Here is a 15402-nt window from a genome sequence, read left to right as displayed (position 1 = left end):
GGAGGCGCGGGGCGGTGCGGGGGCGCCGCTGCGGACCGTCGGCGGGCTCACCCCGCTGCTGCGGAGGGCGGACCGGGTGGTGATGGGCGATCCGTTCTCGCGGTACGTCCAGCTGCTGCTGACGATCACCACGGCGCGGGACCTCGTCGTCGTGGACGACGGCACGGCGACGATGGAGTTCGTCACCCAGCTCGCCCGCGGGGAGCGGCTGGTGCGCTGGCACCGCAAGGGGGGCCGCCGCGGCCCGCGGGACCTCCTCCTCGGCCCGGTGTCCGCCGCGGCCCGGCGCCGGCTGACACCGGGCGCGGGGCGCCGGGTGGAGGTGTTCTCGGCCATGCCGGTCGAGGAGGTCCCGGACGGCGTGACCGTCACCGGGAACCGCTTCGCCTGGACCCGCGCCCGCTTCGGCCCGCCCCGGGTCACCGGGGGCGCCGACCTGGTGGGTACGTCCCTGGTGGAGACGGGCGTGGTCGACGGCGACCGGTACCTGGACGCCGTACGGGGGCTGGCCGGGGCCCACGGGGCCACCCGCTACTTCGCCCACCGGCGCGAGAGCGCCGGGAAACTCCACCGGCTGGCGGTGGAGACGGGCCTGGAGATCGTCCGCCCCGAACTCCCCCTGGAGCTGATCGCCCGGCGCGGCCCGATCGGCCGTACGATCCTCAGCTTTCCCTCCACCGTCGTCCACACTCTCCCGCCGGCCCTGGCCGGCACCGGTGTCCGCGTCACCGTCTGCGACATCGACCCGAGCTGGCTGACCGCGCACGCCTCCCCACGGGCCCGGGGCTTCCTGTCCGGGGTGACGGGCACGGCCCGCGACGTGCACCGCCTCGCCCGGACGGTCCCGGCCGGCTGACCGCGCCCGCCGGGATCCGGCACGGAATGTCCGTCCGACAGGTGAACACCTCGGGCGTGGTTCGGGCGGGGCGTGGTATCCGTGGAGAAAAGCACAAAAAGGGACGGGTGCCAGAGGTGTGGCGAGTGCCGCACTCCCGGGGATTCCGTGATCCGCTCGGCGGCCAAGGCGGGCGAGCTTACCCATCCCAGCCGACACCTATGCGCCGGGCGGCCAGTTTTTCTCCCTCTGACGGGTTGAATTTTTGTTGATCGTGGGTCAGCCGACCGCCTGGGCGTCCTACCCTTCAAAGGGTGAAACAGCTGATGTCCCCAGAGTCCGAGGCCGATCTCCCTGCTGATGCCACGGTGGACGCCGCCCTTCCCGGCACCCTGCCGGAGGCGCTGTACGCCGAGCTCGTCGCGTTCCGGCGCGACCTGCACATGCATCCGGAGCTCGGCAACCAGGAGTTCCGCACCACCGCCGCGATCAAGGAACGGCTGGGGAAGGCCGGGCTCGCGCCGCGGGTGCTTCCGGCCGGGACCGGGCTCGTCTGTGACATCGGCGCGGACCCCGGGGGGCCGGACGGCGGCCCGGGTCTGCTCGCCCTGCGCGCTGACATCGACGCCCTCCCCATCCCCGACACCAAGGGCGAGTGCCCGTACCGCTCCACCGTTCCCGACCGCGCCCACGCCTGCGGGCACGACGTGCACACCACCGTCGTGCTCGGCGCCGGGCTGGTGCTCGCCGACCTGCACCGGCAGGGGCTGCTGCCCCGGCCCGTGCGGCTGATCTTCCAGCCCGCCGAGGAGGTGCTGCCCGGCGGTGCCGCCGAGGTCATCAAGAGCGGGGCGCTGGAAGGCGTCGGCCGGATCGTCGCCGTGCACTGCGACCCTCGGGTCGACGCGGGCCGGATCGGGCTGCGCCAGGGAGCCATCACCTCCGCCTGCGACCGGCTGGAGATCCAGCTGGACGGCCCCGGCGGGCACACGGCCCGGCCGCATCTGACGACGGACCTGGTCACCGCCGCCGCCCGGGTCGTCACCGACGTGCCCGCGCTCGTCGGCCGCCGGGTCGACACTCGCGCCGGGCTCGCCGTGACCTGGGGCCGGATCGAGTCCGGGCACGCCCCGAACGTCATCCCGCAGCGCGCCGAACTCGCCGGAACCGTCCGCTGCCTGGACATCCACGCCTGGCGGCAGGCGCCCGACATCGTGGTCGCCGCGATCGACGAGGTCGCCAACCTCCACAAGGCCAAGTCCGAGATCAACTACGTGCGCGGGGTGCCGCCGGTCGTCAACGAACCGGGGGCGACCAAACTGCTGCGCGACGCCATGGCCGCCCGGCGCGGCGCGTCCTCGGTCGAGGACACCGCACAGAGCCTCGGCGGCGAGGACTTCTCCTGGTACCTGGAGCAGGTGCCCGGCGCGATGGCCCGCCTCGGGGTGCGCACCCCGGGCGAGCGCACCGTGCGCGACCTGCACCAGGGGGACTTCGACGCCGACGAGTCCGCCATCAGGGTGGGTGTGGAGCTGTTCACCGCCGCCGCCCTGCTGCACCCGACGCGCTGAGCGGCCACGGGCGAAGGGGCACCCCGCCCGGTGTCCCTTCGTCCGATCGCGTCGCCCGCCCGGTGTCCCTTCGTCCGATCGCGTCGCCCGCCCGTCGTCGGGCCGCGTCGCCGTCGCCCGCTGTCGGCACGGTTCGGTAACGGCGGTGAAAAACCCCGTTCCCCTCTGCTTCTACGCGCGTTACTGTGCGCCGGAATCGCCACCACAGGCGGCTCATGGGGCTGCGGGCCGGCGACGGCGCCGTGGGCAAGAAGGGGTGCTTGCTGTGCGTCTGAACTCATCGAGGACCAGGTTCTCCCAAGCCGCGGTGGCCGTAGCGGTCGTCGCGCTCGCGGCCGCCGGGTGCGGCAAGACCAGCAACGAGTCGACCGGCAGCTCCTCCTCGTCCGGCAGCTCCTCCTCCGGGAAGTACACGGGCAAGGGCATCGGCCTCGCGTACGACATCGGCGGCAGGGGCGACCAGTCCTTCAACGACGCCGCGTACGCCGGCTTCCAGCAGGCCGACAAGGAGTTCAAGGTCGGCGGCCTGGACGTGGAGCCGCAGGACGGCGAGTCCAACGCCGACAAGGTGCAGCGCCTCGAGCAGATGGCCAAGGCCGGTTACAACCCGGTCATCGGGGTCGGCTTCGTCTACGGCCCCGCGGTCGGGGAGGTCGCGGCCAAGTTCCCGAAGACCACCTTCGGCGTCATCGACGACGACCAGGCCAAGGCCGGCAACGTCGCCGACATGGTCTTCCACGAGGAGCAGGCCTCCTACCTGGCGGGTGTCGCGGCGGCCAAGACCACCAAGAAGAACCACATCGGCTTCATCGGCGGTGTGGACATCCCGCTGATCCGCAAGTTCGAGGCGGGCTTCGTCCAGGGTGCCCAGTCGGTCAACCCGAAGATCAAGATCGAGAAGCAGTACCTGACGCAGACCGCCCAGGAGGGCGGCTTCTCCAGCCCCGACAAGGGCGAGAACGCCGCGAAGGGCCAGATCGACGCCGGTGCCGACGTCGTCTACCACGCGGCCGGCCTGTCCGGCCTGGGCGTCATCAAGGCCGCCGCCGAGCACAAGGTGTGGGCGATCGGCGTCGACTCCGACCAGTACAACCAGGACTCCCTGGCCAAGTACAAGGACTGGATCCTCGGTTCGGCCCTGAAGAACGTCGGCGGTGCGGTCTACGAGCTCACCAAGTCCGTGGTCGAGGGCAAGCCGCTGAGCGGCGAGGTGCGCGGCGACCTGAAGTCGGGCGGCGTCGGCTTCGCCGACTCCAACCCCAAGTACCAGGCGATGAAGGACGTCGTCGCCGCCGTCGACAAGGCCAAGCAGGACATCATCGACGGCAAGGTCACCGTCAGCACGCAGTGACGGCCGTCCGGAACGGTGACCCGCACCACCCCGTGCGCCCCTTGCCTTGCGCAAGGGGCGCACTGCTGTCGGTGAGGACGGCCGGTATATGTGGCCACAGGTCGATAACAGAGCGGACAGAAGGGGTTTTCCGTCTGGTCTACGCGCGTTACGCTGCGGCGGAACCAGCGCCTGGTATGGGCGCTTGCACAAAGGAGTCTCGTTCCATGCGCCGGTTGTCCCGTATCGCGGTTGCAGGCATTGCGACCGCGGCCCTCGCCGTCAGCGTTTCCGCCTGTGGCAGCAGCTCGACCAGTTCGTCCAACTCGTCCTCCGACGGCAAGAACAAGGGCATCGGCCTGGCCTACGACATCGGCGGCAGGGGCGACCAGTCCTTCAACGACGCAGCGTACGCCGGTCTGCAGAAGGCTGAGAAGGAGCTGGGCATCGGCGGCCTGGACGTGGAGCCGCAGGACGGCGAGTCCAACGCCGACAAGGTGCAGCGCCTGGAGACCCTGGCCAAGCAGGGCTACAACCCGGTGATCGGTGTCGGCTTCGTCTACGGGCCGGCCATCGAGGAGGTCGCCGCCAAGTTCCCGAAGACCACCTTCGGCATCATCGACGACGACCAGGTCAAGGCCGACAACGTCGCCGACATGGTCTTCCACGAGGAGGAGGCCTCCTACCTGGCGGGTGTCGCGGCGGCCAAGAGCACCAAGAAGAACCACATCGGCTTCATCGGCGGTGTGGACATCCCGCTGATCCGCAAGTTCGAGGCGGGCTTCGTCCAGGGTGCCCAGTCGGTCAACCCGAAGATCAAGATCGAGAAGCAGTACCTGACGCAGACCGCGGAGGAGGGCGGCTTCTCCAGCCCCGACAAGGGCGAGAACGCCGCGAAGGGCCAGATCGACGCCGGTGCCGACGTCGTCTACCACGCGGCCGGCCTGTCCGGTCAGGGTGTCATCAAGGCCGCCGCCGAGCACAAGGTGTGGGCGATCGGCGTCGACTCCGACCAGTACCAGCAGAGCTCCCTGGCCAAGTACAAGGACCACATCCTCACCTCGGCCCTGAAGAACGTCTCGGGCGCGGTCTACGAGCTCGCCAAGTCGGTCAAGGACGGCAAGCCGCTGTCCGGCGAGATCCGCGGCTCCCTCGCCAACGGCGGTGTGAGCCTCGCCGACTCCAACCCGGTCTTCAAGGACAACGCCGACCTGCAGGCCGCGCTCAAGAAGGCCGAGGAAGGCATCAAGGACGGCTCGATCAAGGTCAAGAACTCCTGACCGGACGGCCGTGAGGCGGGCCGTGGGCCCGCTGTGGGAACGGCCGGAAAGGGCGCCGCGACGGCGGTGTCACGGTTGCGGAACGGGGTGCGGTACGCAAGAGGACCCGCACCCCGTTCGCGGCAGAATGCTCGGAACGGATCGGGAGTGAATCAAGATCGATCAGATCCGGGCACTATTTAAAGTAGGGGCGCTACGCGCGTAGAGCGGCCCCTTTCCCCAAGGAGAGTGCGCCATCGACGCGTCCAGCAGCCCTCCGCCCACCGCTCGGTCGACCGTCGCGGTGGAACTCACGGGCATCACCAAACGGTTCCCCGGAGTCGTCGCCAACCACGACATCCACCTGGTGGTCCGCAAGGGCACCGTGCACGCCCTCGTCGGCGAGAACGGCGCCGGCAAGTCCACCCTGATGAAGATCCTCTACGGCATGCAGAAGCCGGACGAGGGCACCATCGCGGTCGACGGCGAGCAGGTGGGCTTCGGCAGCCCCGCCGACGCCATCGCCCGCGGCATCGGCATGGTCCACCAGCACTTCATGCTGGCCGACAACCTCACCGTGCTCGAGAACGTCGTCCTCGGCAGTGAGAAGCTCCACGGCATCGGCGCGGGCGCCCGCAGGAAGATCAAGGAGATCTCCGACCGCTACGGCCTCGGTGTCCGCCCGGACGCCCTGGTCGAGGACCTCGGCGTCGCCGACCGCCAGCGCGTGGAGATCCTCAAGGTCCTCTACCGCGGCGCCCGCATCCTCATCCTCGACGAGCCCACCGCCGTACTCGTCCCGCAGGAGGTCGACGCGCTCTTCGACAACCTGCGCGAGCTGAAGGCCGAGGGCCTGTCCGTCATCTTCATCTCCCACAAGCTGGGCGAGGTCCTGTCGGTCGCCGACGACATCACCGTCATACGCCGCGGCACCACCGTGGGCACGGCCGTCCCTGCCGAGACCACCTCGCGCCAGCTCGCCGAGATGATGGTCGGCAGCGAACTGCCCACCCCGGAGACCGCCGAGTCCACGGTCACCGACCGGCCGGTGCTCACCGTCGACAAGCTGCGCCTTCAGGCCGAGGGCGGCCGTGCCGTCCTCGACGACATCAGCTTCACCCTCCACGCCGGCGAGGTCCTCGGCCTCGCGGGCGTCGAGGGCAACGGCCAGACCGAGCTGATCGAGGCGCTCATCGGCCTCAAGTCCGCCGACTCCGGCACGATCACCCTCGGGGACGAGGACATCACCCTCTGGCCCACCCGCCGCCGCCGCGAGTCCGGCATCGGCTACATCCCCGAGGACCGCCACCGCCACGGCCTCCTGCTGGAAGCCCCGCTGTGGGAGAACCGCATCCTCGGCCACGTCACCGAACGCCCCAACGCCAAGGGCTTCTGGCTCGACCCCAAGGGCGCCCAGGAGGACACCCGCCGGATCGTCCAGGAGTACGACGTCCGCACCCCCGGCATCGACGTCACCGCCGCCTCCCTGTCCGGCGGCAACCAGCAGAAGCTGATCGTCGGCCGCGAGATGAGCCACAGCCCCAAGTTCCTCATCGCCGCCCACCCCACCCGCGGTGTGGACGTCGGCGCCCAGGCCGCGATCTGGGACCACATCCGCGAGGCCCGCCGCGAGGGCCTGGCCGTGCTGCTGATCTCCGCCGACCTCGACGAGCTGATCGGCCTGTCCGACACCCTGCGGGTGATCTACAACGGGCGGCTGGTCGCCGACGCCGACCCGGCCACCATCACCCCCGAGCAACTGGGCTCGGCCATGACGGGTGCCGCGTCCGGCCACCTGGAACACGCAGAGACCGCCCCAGAAAACGACGCAGACGCCGGTCCGGAGGACGAGGCCCGATGAAGAAGTTCGACAAGGAGCGGGTGCTCCTCGCGGTGGCCGGCCCGGTCATCGCGCTCGTCGCGGCGATCCTGCTGACCTCGGTCGTGCTGATCGCCTCGGGCAAGAGCCCGATCGAGCCGTACGCCCTGATGCTGGAGCAGGCGTCGTTCTCCGACGTCCAGGTACTGATCATCAACCAGGCGTCGATGTACTACCTGGCGGCGCTCGCGGTGGCCGTCGGCTTCCGCATGAACCTGTTCAACATCGGCGTCGACGGCCAGTACCGGCTCGCCGCGATGATGACCGCCGTCGTCGGCGCCCACGTCGCCCTGCCGTCCTTCCTGCAGATACCGATGCTGCTGCTCGTCGGCATGCTCACCGGAGCCTTCTGGGCCGGCATCGCCGGCCTGCTGAAGGTCACCCGGGGCGTGAGCGAGGTCGTCGCCACGATCATGCTCAACGCCATCGCCACCAGCCTCATCGGCTACCTCACCCTGAAGGACATGTGGGGTGTGCAGGTCGGCAACAACATGACGACCGGCGTCATGAAGGAGTCCGGCTGGATCACGGGCGTCGACCTCGGCCCGGAGGTCGGCAGGATCTACGGCCTGGTCTTCCTCGCCGTCGCCATGGGCGTCGTCTACTGGATCGTCCTCAACCGCACCCGCTTCGGCTTCGACCTGCGCGCCACCGGCGGGTCGGAGACCGCCGCCGCGGCCTCCGGCGTCGACGCCAAGAAGATGGTGCTCACCGCCATGCTGATCTCCGGCGCGGTCGCGGGCCTGTCCGGCCTGCCGCTGCTGCTCGGCGACGCCCACACCTACAGCCTGAGCTTCCCGACCGGCCTCGGCTTCACCGGCATCACCATCGCCCTGCTCGGCCGCAACAACCCGGTCGGCATCGCCTTCGCCGCCCTCCTGATCGCCTTCCTCGACAAGGCCTCTCCCGCCCTCGACTACGCCGTCCCGGTCGCGTACGAGAAGGAGATCGCCACGATCATGCAGGGCCTGATCGTCTTCGCGGTCGTCATCTCCTACGAGGCCGTACGCCAGTGGGGTCTGCGCCGCCAGCAGAAGCAGGTCGGCCTGGAGCTCGCCGCGGCCGCCGCCCAGAACAACTCCGAGAAGAAGGAGGTGGCGGCCCGATGACCACCGCGACCATCGCCAAGCCGCAGGTCAAGCAGCCCGGCAGGGGCGGCCGCCGTGTCTCCCTCCCCGTACTCCTGCTGATCATCGCGGGCGTACTGGTCCTGACCTCGGTCGTCCGCCTGATCACCGGCGCGGACGGCATCACCTCGACCGGCCAGATGTCCACCGCGCTGCGCCTGGCCGTCCCCATCGGCCTCGCGGGCCTCGGCGGCCTGTGGGCCGAGCGGGCCGGCGTGATCAACATCGGCCTCGAGGGCATGATGATCCTCGGCACCTGGTTCGGCGCCTGGGCCGGCTACCAGTGGGGCCCGTGGGCCGGCATCGTCTTCGGCATCATCGGCGGCGCGCTCGGCGCGGTGCTGCACGCCATCGCCACGGTGACGTTCAACGTCAACCACATCGTCTCCGGTGTGGCCATCAACATCCTGGCCCTCGGCACCTGCCGCTACCTGTCGAAGTTCACCTTCGAGCACGCCCCGCAGGGCTCCTCCAAGCAGTCCCCGCCGGTCGATTCGCTGGGCAGCTTCTCCGTCCCCGGCCTGTCCGACTGGCTGCACACGCTCAACACCAAGCACTGGTTCCTGGTCTCCGACGTCGCCGGCCTGCTCGGCGGACTGATCACCGACCTGTCGCCGCTGACCGTCATCGCGCTCGCCCTCGTCCCCCTCACCTGGTGGGTGCTGTGGCGCACCGCCTTCGGGCTGCGGCTGCGCTCCTGCGGCGAGAACCCGGTGGCCGCCGAGTCGCTCGGCGTCAACGTCTACAAGTACAAGTACCTGGCCGTGATCATCTCCGGCGGCTTCGCGGGCCTGGGCGGCGCCTTCCTGTCCCTCGTGGCCTCGAACGTCTACCTCGACGGCCAGACCGCCGGCCGCGGCTACATCGGCCTCGCCGCGATGATCTTCGGCAACTGGATGCCGGGCGGCCTCGCCCTCGGCGCCGGCCTGTTCGGTTACACCGACAGCCTGAACCTGCGCGGCGGCACCACCAACGTGCACGCGCTGATCCTGCTGCTGGCGATCCTGCTGGTGTTCGGTGTGGCATACCTGGTGTGGAAGAAGAGGTTCGTGCCCGCCGTCGTCACCGCCGTGATCTCGGCGCTGATGTTCGCCTGGTACCTCGGCACCAACGAGGTGCCCAAGCAGGTCGTGACCGCGACGCCGTACATCGTCACCCTGCTGGTGCTGTCCCTGTCGGCACAGCACCTGCGGATGCCGAAGGCGAACGGTCAGTCGTACCGGAAGGGACAGGGCAAGTGACCCCGGACACCCCGGACGCCGCAGACGCCGCGGCGGTCGACTGGGCGGCGCTGAGGGAGGAGGCGCGCGCGGCGATGTCGCGCGCCTACGTCCCCTACTCGAACTACCCGGTCGGCGTCGCCGCCCTGGTCGACGACGGCCGGACCGTCACCGGCTGCAACGTCGAGAACGCCTCCTACGGGCTCGGCCTGTGCGCCGAGTGTGGACTGGTCTCCCAGCTGCACAACAGCGGCGGCGGGCGGCTGACCCACTTCACCTGCGTGGACGGCAACGGCGACGTCCTGGTGCCGTGCGGGCGCTGCCGGCAGCTGCTGTACGAGTTCGGCGGGCCCGACCTGCTGCTGGAGACGCCGGCGGGGATCCTGCCGCTGTCGAAGATGCTGCCGCAGGCCTTCGGCCCGGAGCACCTCACCAAGTAAGTCCCGGGCGGCCCCCCGAGCCTGAACAGGACCAGGGGGCCGCCCCCCTTCGCACCCCGGAAGGAAACCGAGCCCATGGCCATGGACGCCATCTCCGTCATCCGCACCAAGCGGGACCGCGGTGAGCTCAGCGACGAGCAGATCGACTGGGTGATCGACGCGTACACCCGCGGGGAGGTCGCCGACGAGCAGATGTCCGCGCTCGCGATGGCCATCCTGCTCAACGGCATGAACCGGAGCGAGATCGCCCGCTGGACCGCCGCGATGATCGCCTCCGGCGAGCGCATGGACTTCTCCTCCCTGTCCCGCCCGACCGCGGACAAGCACTCCACGGGCGGCGTCGGCGACAAGATCACGCTGCCGCTGGCCCCGCTGGTCGCCGCGTGCGGCGCCGCCGTCCCGCAGCTGTCCGGCCGCGGCCTCGGCCACACCGGCGGCACCCTGGACAAGCTGGAGTCCATCCCCGGCTGGCGGGCGCTGCTGTCCAACGAGGAGATGCTGTCCGTGCTGGACGGCGTCGGCGCGGTGGTCTGCGCGGCGGGCGACGGACTGGCGCCCGCGGACAAGAAGCTGTACGCCCTGCGCGACGTGACCGGCACGGTCGAGGCGATCCCGCTGATCGCCTCCTCCATCATGTCCAAGAAGATCGCGGAGGGCACCGGCTCGCTGGTCCTGGACGTGAAGGTCGGCACCGGCGCCTTCATGAAGACCCTGGAGGACGCCCGCGAGCTGGCGTCCACGATGGTCGGCCTGGGCACCGACCACGGCGTGCGGACGGTCGCGCTCGTGACGGACATGTCGACCCCGCTCGGCCTGACGGCGGGCAACGCGCTGGAGGTCCGCGAGTCGGTCGAGGTCCTGGCCGGCGGCGGCCCGGCGGACGTGGTCGAACTGACCCTCGCCCTCGCCCGCGAGATGCTGGACGCGGCCGGCCTGAAGGACGCCGACCCGGCCAAGGCCCTGGCCGACGGCTCGGCGATGGACGTCTGGCGCCGCATGATCGCCGCCCAGGGCGGCGACCCGGACGCCCCCCTGCCCACCTCCCGGGAACAGCACGTCATCAAGGCCCCGTCCTCCGGCGTCCTGACCCGCCTCGACGCCTACGACATCGGCGTCGCCGCCTGGCGCCTCGGCGCCGGCCGCGCCCGCAAGGAGGACCCGGTCCAGGCGGCGGCGGGCGTGGAGCTCCACGCCAAGCCCGGCGACACGGTGACCGAGGGCCGGCCCCTGCTGACCCTGCACACCGACACCCCCGAGCGCTTCGAGTACGCCCTCCAGGCGGTCGAGGGCGCGTACGACATCGCGCCGGTCGGCACGGACTTCACCGCCTCGCCGGTGGTGCTGGAACGTATCGCCTGACCTGCACTTTCCTCTTTCGGGTGAACGGGATCGGTGGACCACCACCGGTCCCGTTCGGCATGCTGGGATCGGTGACGCACCGATAGGAGACCGCCATGAGCGCACTCACCGTCAGCCATGATCCCGAGCAGGGCTGGGACGACCTCGTCCGGTTCTGGGAGGAGATGGAATGGCCCGAGGGCAGCAAGGTGGAGATCATCGAGGGGATCATCACCGTGTCACCTGCTCCCGCGTACCGCCACAACGTGATCGCGGCCCGTATCCAGCGTCGCCTTTACTCCGTGATCCCCGAAGACTGGGAAATCTTCCAGACGCTGGCGATCGCCGTGCCCTCGCGGCTGGGCATGCTCATTCCGGACCTTGTGGTGGCCCCGGTGCGAGAGCACACGGAGGCGGACACCCACATCCCTGCCGCCCTGGCCGAGCTCGTGGTCGAGGTGACTTCCAAGTCCAACGCCCGACACGACCGCATCAGCAAGCCCGCCGCCTACGCCACCGCGGGCATCCCGCTCTACCTCCTCGTCGACCGCTGGGCCCCCGACGGTCCCACCGCGACGTTCTACGGAGAACCGAAGGGCGACGTCTACCGTCCACTGAGCAGCGCCAAGTTCGGCGAGCCCCTCAAGCTCCCCGCCCCCTTCGACCTCGTCATCGACACCGCCGAGTTCCCGGCCGACTGACGTCCCGTCACCCCAGCAGTGCCGCGATCACCACCAGCACCGGCACCGACAGGACCGTCGAGAGCAGGATGGCCTCGCGGGCCAGGGACTCACCCACCCGGTAGCGGCTCGCGTACGTGAACAGGTTCTGCGCGGCGGGCAGGGCCGAGGTGACCACCACGTCCAGCAGAGGCGCTCCGCGCAGGCCGAAGACGGCGGACGCCAGTGCCCACGCCGCCAGTGGCTGGCCCGCCGACTTCAGGGCGACGGCGAGCAGCACCAGGTGGCGGTCGCGGCCCCGGCCGGGGGCCGTGCTGCCGCGCAGGGAGATGCCGTAGGCCAGCAGGACGGCCGGGACCGACATGTTGCCGATCAGGGCGACCGGGTCCATGACCGGGCCGGGCACCCGTATGCCGGTCGCCGAGACCAGGACCCCGGACAGGGAGCCCACCGCGATCGGGTTGCGCAGGGGCGTGAGCAGGCGCTGCCACAGCGGGCCCTTCTCGCCCGCGCCGGACAGGTCCAGGACCGTCAGCGCGATCGGCGTGACCACGATCTGCTGGAACAGCAGGACCGGGGCCACCAGGGACGCGTCGCCCAGGACGTACACGGCGATCGGGATGCCGAGGTTGCCGGAGTTGACGTAGCTGGAGCACAGGGCGCCGATCGTGGTGCGGCCCACGCCCCAGCGGCGGACCGCGCCGAAGGCCACGAAGACGCCCGCCGCCGCGGCCGTGCTCATCGCCGTCACCAGCAGCCGGCTGGAGAAGATCACCGACAGGTCGGCCCGCGCGAGCGTGCTGAACAGCAGGGCCGGGGAGGCCACGTGGAAGGCCAGCCTGGTCAGCACCTCGCGGCCTTGGGCGCCGAGTGAGCCGCGGCGGCCGATCACGTAGCCGACGCCGATCACGACCGCGATGACGGCGAACCCGCTCAACACCCCCTGCACACGGCCCCCTTGGCAAGTGGGAGGCCGTCGCGTATCCAGGGCGGTGCGGTTCCGTGGGGCATGCGGCCACCCTCCGGGGAGGGAACCGAACCGGTCAATGTGATCTTCGATGCCCGCGGTGCCGCCCCGTCCGGCGATGAGTCACGGCCGGCCGGGCGGTCTACCGACCATGGACGCCAGGACACCCGCCGTGCTCGTGCTCGCCGGCCCCGTCACCCGGGAGGAGGTGGCGGGGTTGTGCGAGGACGTGCGGGCGCTGCTGGAGGGGACCCGGGCCGGGGTCGTGGTGTGCGATGTCGGCGGGCTGGGGCCGCCGGGGCTCGGCGCCGTCGACCTGCTGGCGCGGCTGCAGCTCGCCGCCCGGCGGGCCGGGGGCCGCATACGGCTGCGCGACCCCGGCCCGGGGCTGGGCGCCCTGCTCGACCTGGTCGGCCTCCGCTTCGAGTCAGAGACGGGGCGGCAGGTCGAACAGCGGGAACCAGCGCCGGGTGTCGAGGAAGCAGTGGAACCCGGTGATCCGGCCTCCTGACACCTCCAGGACCTGCACCGCCCACGGGGTGAAGCCGCCCTCGTCCGGGTCCGGCTTGTACTGGGCGAAGCCCGGCAGCCCGTTGGCCGACACCGGCAGCAGCCGGGAGCCCGCGCAGGCGGCGCCCAGCGTGGTCATGAAGCCCGTGATGTCCGCGGAACCCGTCAGCCACAGGTCGAACGGCGGCATCGTCATCACCGCGTCCTCGTGCAGCAGCGCGGTCAGCGCCGTCATGTCGTACCCCTCGAACGCCTTCACATAGCGCTCCAGGAGCCGTTGCTGCTCCTCGTCCAGCGGGTCCGACACGGCCGCGTCGGCGCCCCGGTCGCGCCGCTCGGCGAGCGTGGCACGCGCCCGCTGCAGCGCGCTGTTGACCGAGGCGACCGACGTGCCCAGCAGCTCGGCGACCTCGCTCGCCCTCCAGGCCAGCACCTCGCGCAGGATCAGCACCGCCCGCTGCTTGGGCGGCAGCTGCTGCAGGGCGGCCATGAAGGCCAGCCGCACCGACTCCTTGGCGACCGCCGCCTCCGCCGGGTCCTCGACCACCGGCAGCATCCGGGCGTCCGGCATCGGCTCCAGCCATGTGTGGTCCGGGCGCGGGGACAGCGCCGCACGGGCCAGCGGCGTGGACTCGGTCAGGTCCATCGGCCGGGCGCGCTTGTTGCCCGCCGTCAGCATGTCCAGGCAGACGTTCGTCGCGATGCGGTAGAGCCAGGAGCGCAGGCTGGAGCGCCCCTCGAACCTGTCGTGACTCCGCCAGGCGCGCACCAGGGTGTCCTGGACCGCGTCCTCCGCCTCGAAGGACGAGCCGAGCATCCGGTAGCAGTAACCGGTCAGCTCGACCCGGTGCTTCTCCAGCTGCTCGGCGAGGTCCGCCGTCGTCGCCGTACCGTTTCCCATCGTCCACTCACCCCTGTGGCCGTCCCGTCCGGTGCGCGTCGTCACGCCCAGCACCCCGGAAGCTACCGCGAGGCACTGACAACGCCTCCCGGTCAGGAAGAACCAGCAGGTCAGAGGGTGCTCATGCCGGTACCGGTTCCCGCCGTGCCGCCACGCGCGCCGCCCGCGAACCGAGCACCGTGATCGCCACGACGCCCAGGACCGCCAGCAGCCCCACGCCGACCGTTCCCGCCCAGCCCTCGGAGTGGAAGGCCATCGCACCCACCGTGCTGCCCGCGCTGGAGCCGATGTAGTAGGCGGACTGGTAGAGCGCCGAGGCCTGGGCGCGGCCGTGGGTGGCCGTCCTGCTGACCGCCGAGGAGGCGACCGCGTGCCCGGCGAAGAAGCCCGCCGTGATCAGGACCAGGCCCAGCAGCACCGGCACGACCGACGCCGACAAGGACAGCAGCAGACCCGCCGCCGTCGTGGCGCCCGCCAGGTACAGGGCGCCCCTGCGGCCCAGCCGGCCCACCAGCCGGCCCGCCGTCGACGCCGACACCGTACCCACCAGGTACACCAGGAAGATCGAACCGACGATGCCCTGGGGGAGGGAGAAAGGGGCCTCGGTCAGGCGGTAGCCGATCACCGTGTAGACGCCGCCGAACACGGTCATGAACAGCGCGCCGATCGCGTACAGGCGGCGCAGCAGCGGATCGGCGAGGTGGTCGCGGACCGTACGGGCCACCGCGTGCGGGCGCAGCGAGCCCGCCGTGAAGTGCCGCGGTGCCGGCAGCAGCAGGCGGAAGGCCACCGCGCACCCCACCGCGATCACACCGATCATCCCGACGGCGACCCGCCAGCCCCACTCCTGGGCCACCCAGCCGGTGATGATCCGGCCGCTCATGCCGCCCACGCTGTTGCCCGCCACGAACAGGCCGATCGCCGTGACCAGCGCCCTGGGCCGAACCTCCTCCGCCAAATAGGCCTGCGCCGACGCCGGCAGACCCGCCAGCGCGGCACCCTGCAGCGCCCGCAGCACCACCAGCACGCCCAGCGACGGCGCGAAGGGCACCACCAGCCCCACGGCCACCGCGACCGCCAGCGAGGCCGTCATGACCATCCGCCTGCCGAAACGTTCCGACAGGGCGCTCATCGGAAGGACGAAGAGCGCCAGACCGCCGGTCGCCGCCGCCACCGTCCAGCTCGCCTCGCCCGCCGCCACCCGGAACTCGCCGGAGATCAGCGGCAGCAGGGCCTGCGTGGAGTACAGCAGCGCGAAGGTCGCGACGCCGGCGAGGAAGAGGGCCAGGTTCATCCGGCGGTAGCCGGGGCCGCCCGGGGCCATGCGGGAGTCGGAGTCGGTGAG

At 71.0% G+C, this 15402-nt stretch carries 14 protein-coding genes; 11 read left to right on the top strand and 3 right to left on the bottom strand.

Annotated features, from left to right (window positions below; translation table 11 throughout):
• From C1I97_RS15200 to C1I97_RS15155, 10 genes are all read left to right on the top strand, one after another.
• The coding region (locus tag C1I97_RS15200; protein WP_111003749.1) for a hypothetical protein at positions 1-856 on the top strand (856 nt) is incomplete at its 5' end.
• A gap of 305 nt (positions 857-1161) precedes the next feature.
• Entirely contained in the window at positions 1162-2406 is a 1245-nt protein-coding gene (locus tag C1I97_RS15195; protein ID WP_111003748.1) for an amidohydrolase, read from the top strand.
• Between the two features lie 307 nt (positions 2407-2713).
• Positions 2714-3757 carry a BMP family lipoprotein gene (locus C1I97_RS15190; protein ID WP_111003747.1) on the top strand — a complete coding sequence of 348 codons (1044 nt, stop codon included), beginning with the start codon at positions 2714-2716 and terminating at the stop codon, positions 3755-3757.
• 206 nt (positions 3758-3963) lie between these two features.
• A complete protein-coding gene (locus C1I97_RS15185; protein ID WP_111003746.1) occupies positions 3964-5016 on the top strand; it encodes a BMP family lipoprotein in 1053 nt (350 codons plus the stop codon).
• Between the two features lie 235 nt (positions 5017-5251).
• Positions 5252-6856 carry an ABC transporter ATP-binding protein gene (locus C1I97_RS15180; protein ID WP_111003745.1) on the top strand — a complete coding sequence of 535 codons (1605 nt, stop codon included), beginning with the start codon at positions 5252-5254 and terminating at the stop codon, positions 6854-6856.
• Positions 6853-7983 (top strand): ABC transporter permease, encoded by a 1131-nt coding sequence (locus C1I97_RS15175; RefSeq protein WP_111003744.1) that lies wholly within the window; start codon positions 6853-6855, stop codon positions 7981-7983. The genes C1I97_RS15180 and C1I97_RS15175 overlap by 4 nt, the downstream gene beginning before the upstream one ends.
• Entirely contained in the window at positions 7980-9242 is a 1263-nt protein-coding gene (locus C1I97_RS15170) for an ABC transporter permease (protein ID WP_111003743.1), read from the top strand. Before C1I97_RS15175 ends, C1I97_RS15170 begins: the two co-directional genes overlap by 4 nt.
• A complete protein-coding gene (locus C1I97_RS15165) occupies positions 9239-9661 on the top strand; it encodes a cytidine deaminase (RefSeq protein ID WP_111003742.1) in 423 nt (140 codons plus the stop codon). The genes C1I97_RS15170 and C1I97_RS15165 overlap by 4 nt, the downstream gene beginning before the upstream one ends.
• Positions 9662-9742: 81 nt before the next feature.
• Complete coding sequence (locus tag C1I97_RS15160; protein WP_181446732.1) at positions 9743-11020, top strand: thymidine phosphorylase; 1278 nt, start codon at positions 9743-9745, stop codon at positions 11018-11020.
• 95 nt (positions 11021-11115) lie between these two features.
• Positions 11116-11700 (top strand): Uma2 family endonuclease, encoded by a 585-nt coding sequence (locus tag C1I97_RS15155; protein WP_111003740.1) that lies wholly within the window; start codon positions 11116-11118, stop codon positions 11698-11700.
• A 7-nt stretch (positions 11701-11707) separates the two neighbouring features.
• Here the strand turns inward: C1I97_RS15155 and C1I97_RS15150 are convergent, their stop codons facing one another.
• Positions 11708-12628: an AEC family transporter gene (locus C1I97_RS15150; RefSeq protein ID WP_111003739.1), complete on the bottom strand. Its 921-nt coding sequence runs from the start codon at positions 12626-12628 to the stop codon at positions 11708-11710.
• A 136-nt stretch (positions 12629-12764) separates the two neighbouring features.
• Between C1I97_RS15150 and C1I97_RS15145 the strand changes: the two genes are divergently transcribed.
• Complete coding sequence (locus C1I97_RS15145; RefSeq protein WP_258382575.1) at positions 12765-13157, top strand: STAS domain-containing protein; 393 nt, start codon at positions 12765-12767, stop codon at positions 13155-13157.
• Here C1I97_RS15145 and C1I97_RS15140 read toward each other — a convergent pair.
• Together C1I97_RS15140 and C1I97_RS15135 are read right to left on the bottom strand one after the other, a co-directional pair.
• Positions 13074-14057, bottom strand: coding sequence for a sigma-70 family RNA polymerase sigma factor (locus C1I97_RS15140; RefSeq protein WP_111003751.1), 984 nt, complete (start codon positions 14055-14057; stop codon positions 13074-13076). The two genes, C1I97_RS15145 and C1I97_RS15140, sit on opposite strands and share 84 nt — an antisense overlap.
• A 121-nt stretch (positions 14058-14178) precedes the next feature.
• A partial coding sequence (locus tag C1I97_RS15135) for an MFS transporter (RefSeq protein WP_258382574.1) occupies positions 14179-15402 on the bottom strand: 1224 nt, incomplete at its 5' end.

The organism is Streptomyces sp. NTH33 (assembly GCF_003236365.1).
Taxonomy (GTDB): Bacteria; Actinomycetota; Actinomycetes; order Streptomycetales; family Streptomycetaceae; genus Streptomyces.
This window is presented reverse-complemented; position numbering and strand designations above follow the sequence as displayed.

Excerpts from the sequence above, each read along its gene's own strand:
- C1I97_RS15160 (WP_181446732.1), top strand. The coding sequence starts at position 9,743 with ATGGACGCCATCTCCGTCATCCGCACCAAGCGGGACCGCGGTGAGCTC.
- C1I97_RS15170 (WP_111003743.1), top strand. The coding sequence starts at position 7,980 with ATGACCACCGCGACCATCGCCAAGCCGCAGGTCAAGCAGCCCGGCAGG.
- C1I97_RS15155 (WP_111003740.1), top strand. The coding sequence starts at position 11,116 with ATGAGCGCACTCACCGTCAGCCATGATCCCGAGCAGGGCTGGGACGAC.
- C1I97_RS15185 (WP_111003746.1), top strand. The coding sequence starts at position 3,964 with ATGCGCCGGTTGTCCCGTATCGCGGTTGCAGGCATTGCGACCGCGGCC.
- C1I97_RS15140 (WP_111003751.1), bottom strand. The coding sequence starts at position 14,057 with ATGGGAAACGGTACGGCGACGACGGCGGACCTCGCCGAGCAGCTGGAG.
- C1I97_RS15175 (WP_111003744.1), top strand. The coding sequence starts at position 6,853 with ATGAAGAAGTTCGACAAGGAGCGGGTGCTCCTCGCGGTGGCCGGCCCG.
- C1I97_RS15195 (WP_111003748.1), top strand. The coding sequence starts at position 1,162 with ATGTCCCCAGAGTCCGAGGCCGATCTCCCTGCTGATGCCACGGTGGAC.
- C1I97_RS15145 (WP_258382575.1), top strand. The coding sequence starts at position 12,765 with ATGAGTCACGGCCGGCCGGGCGGTCTACCGACCATGGACGCCAGGACA.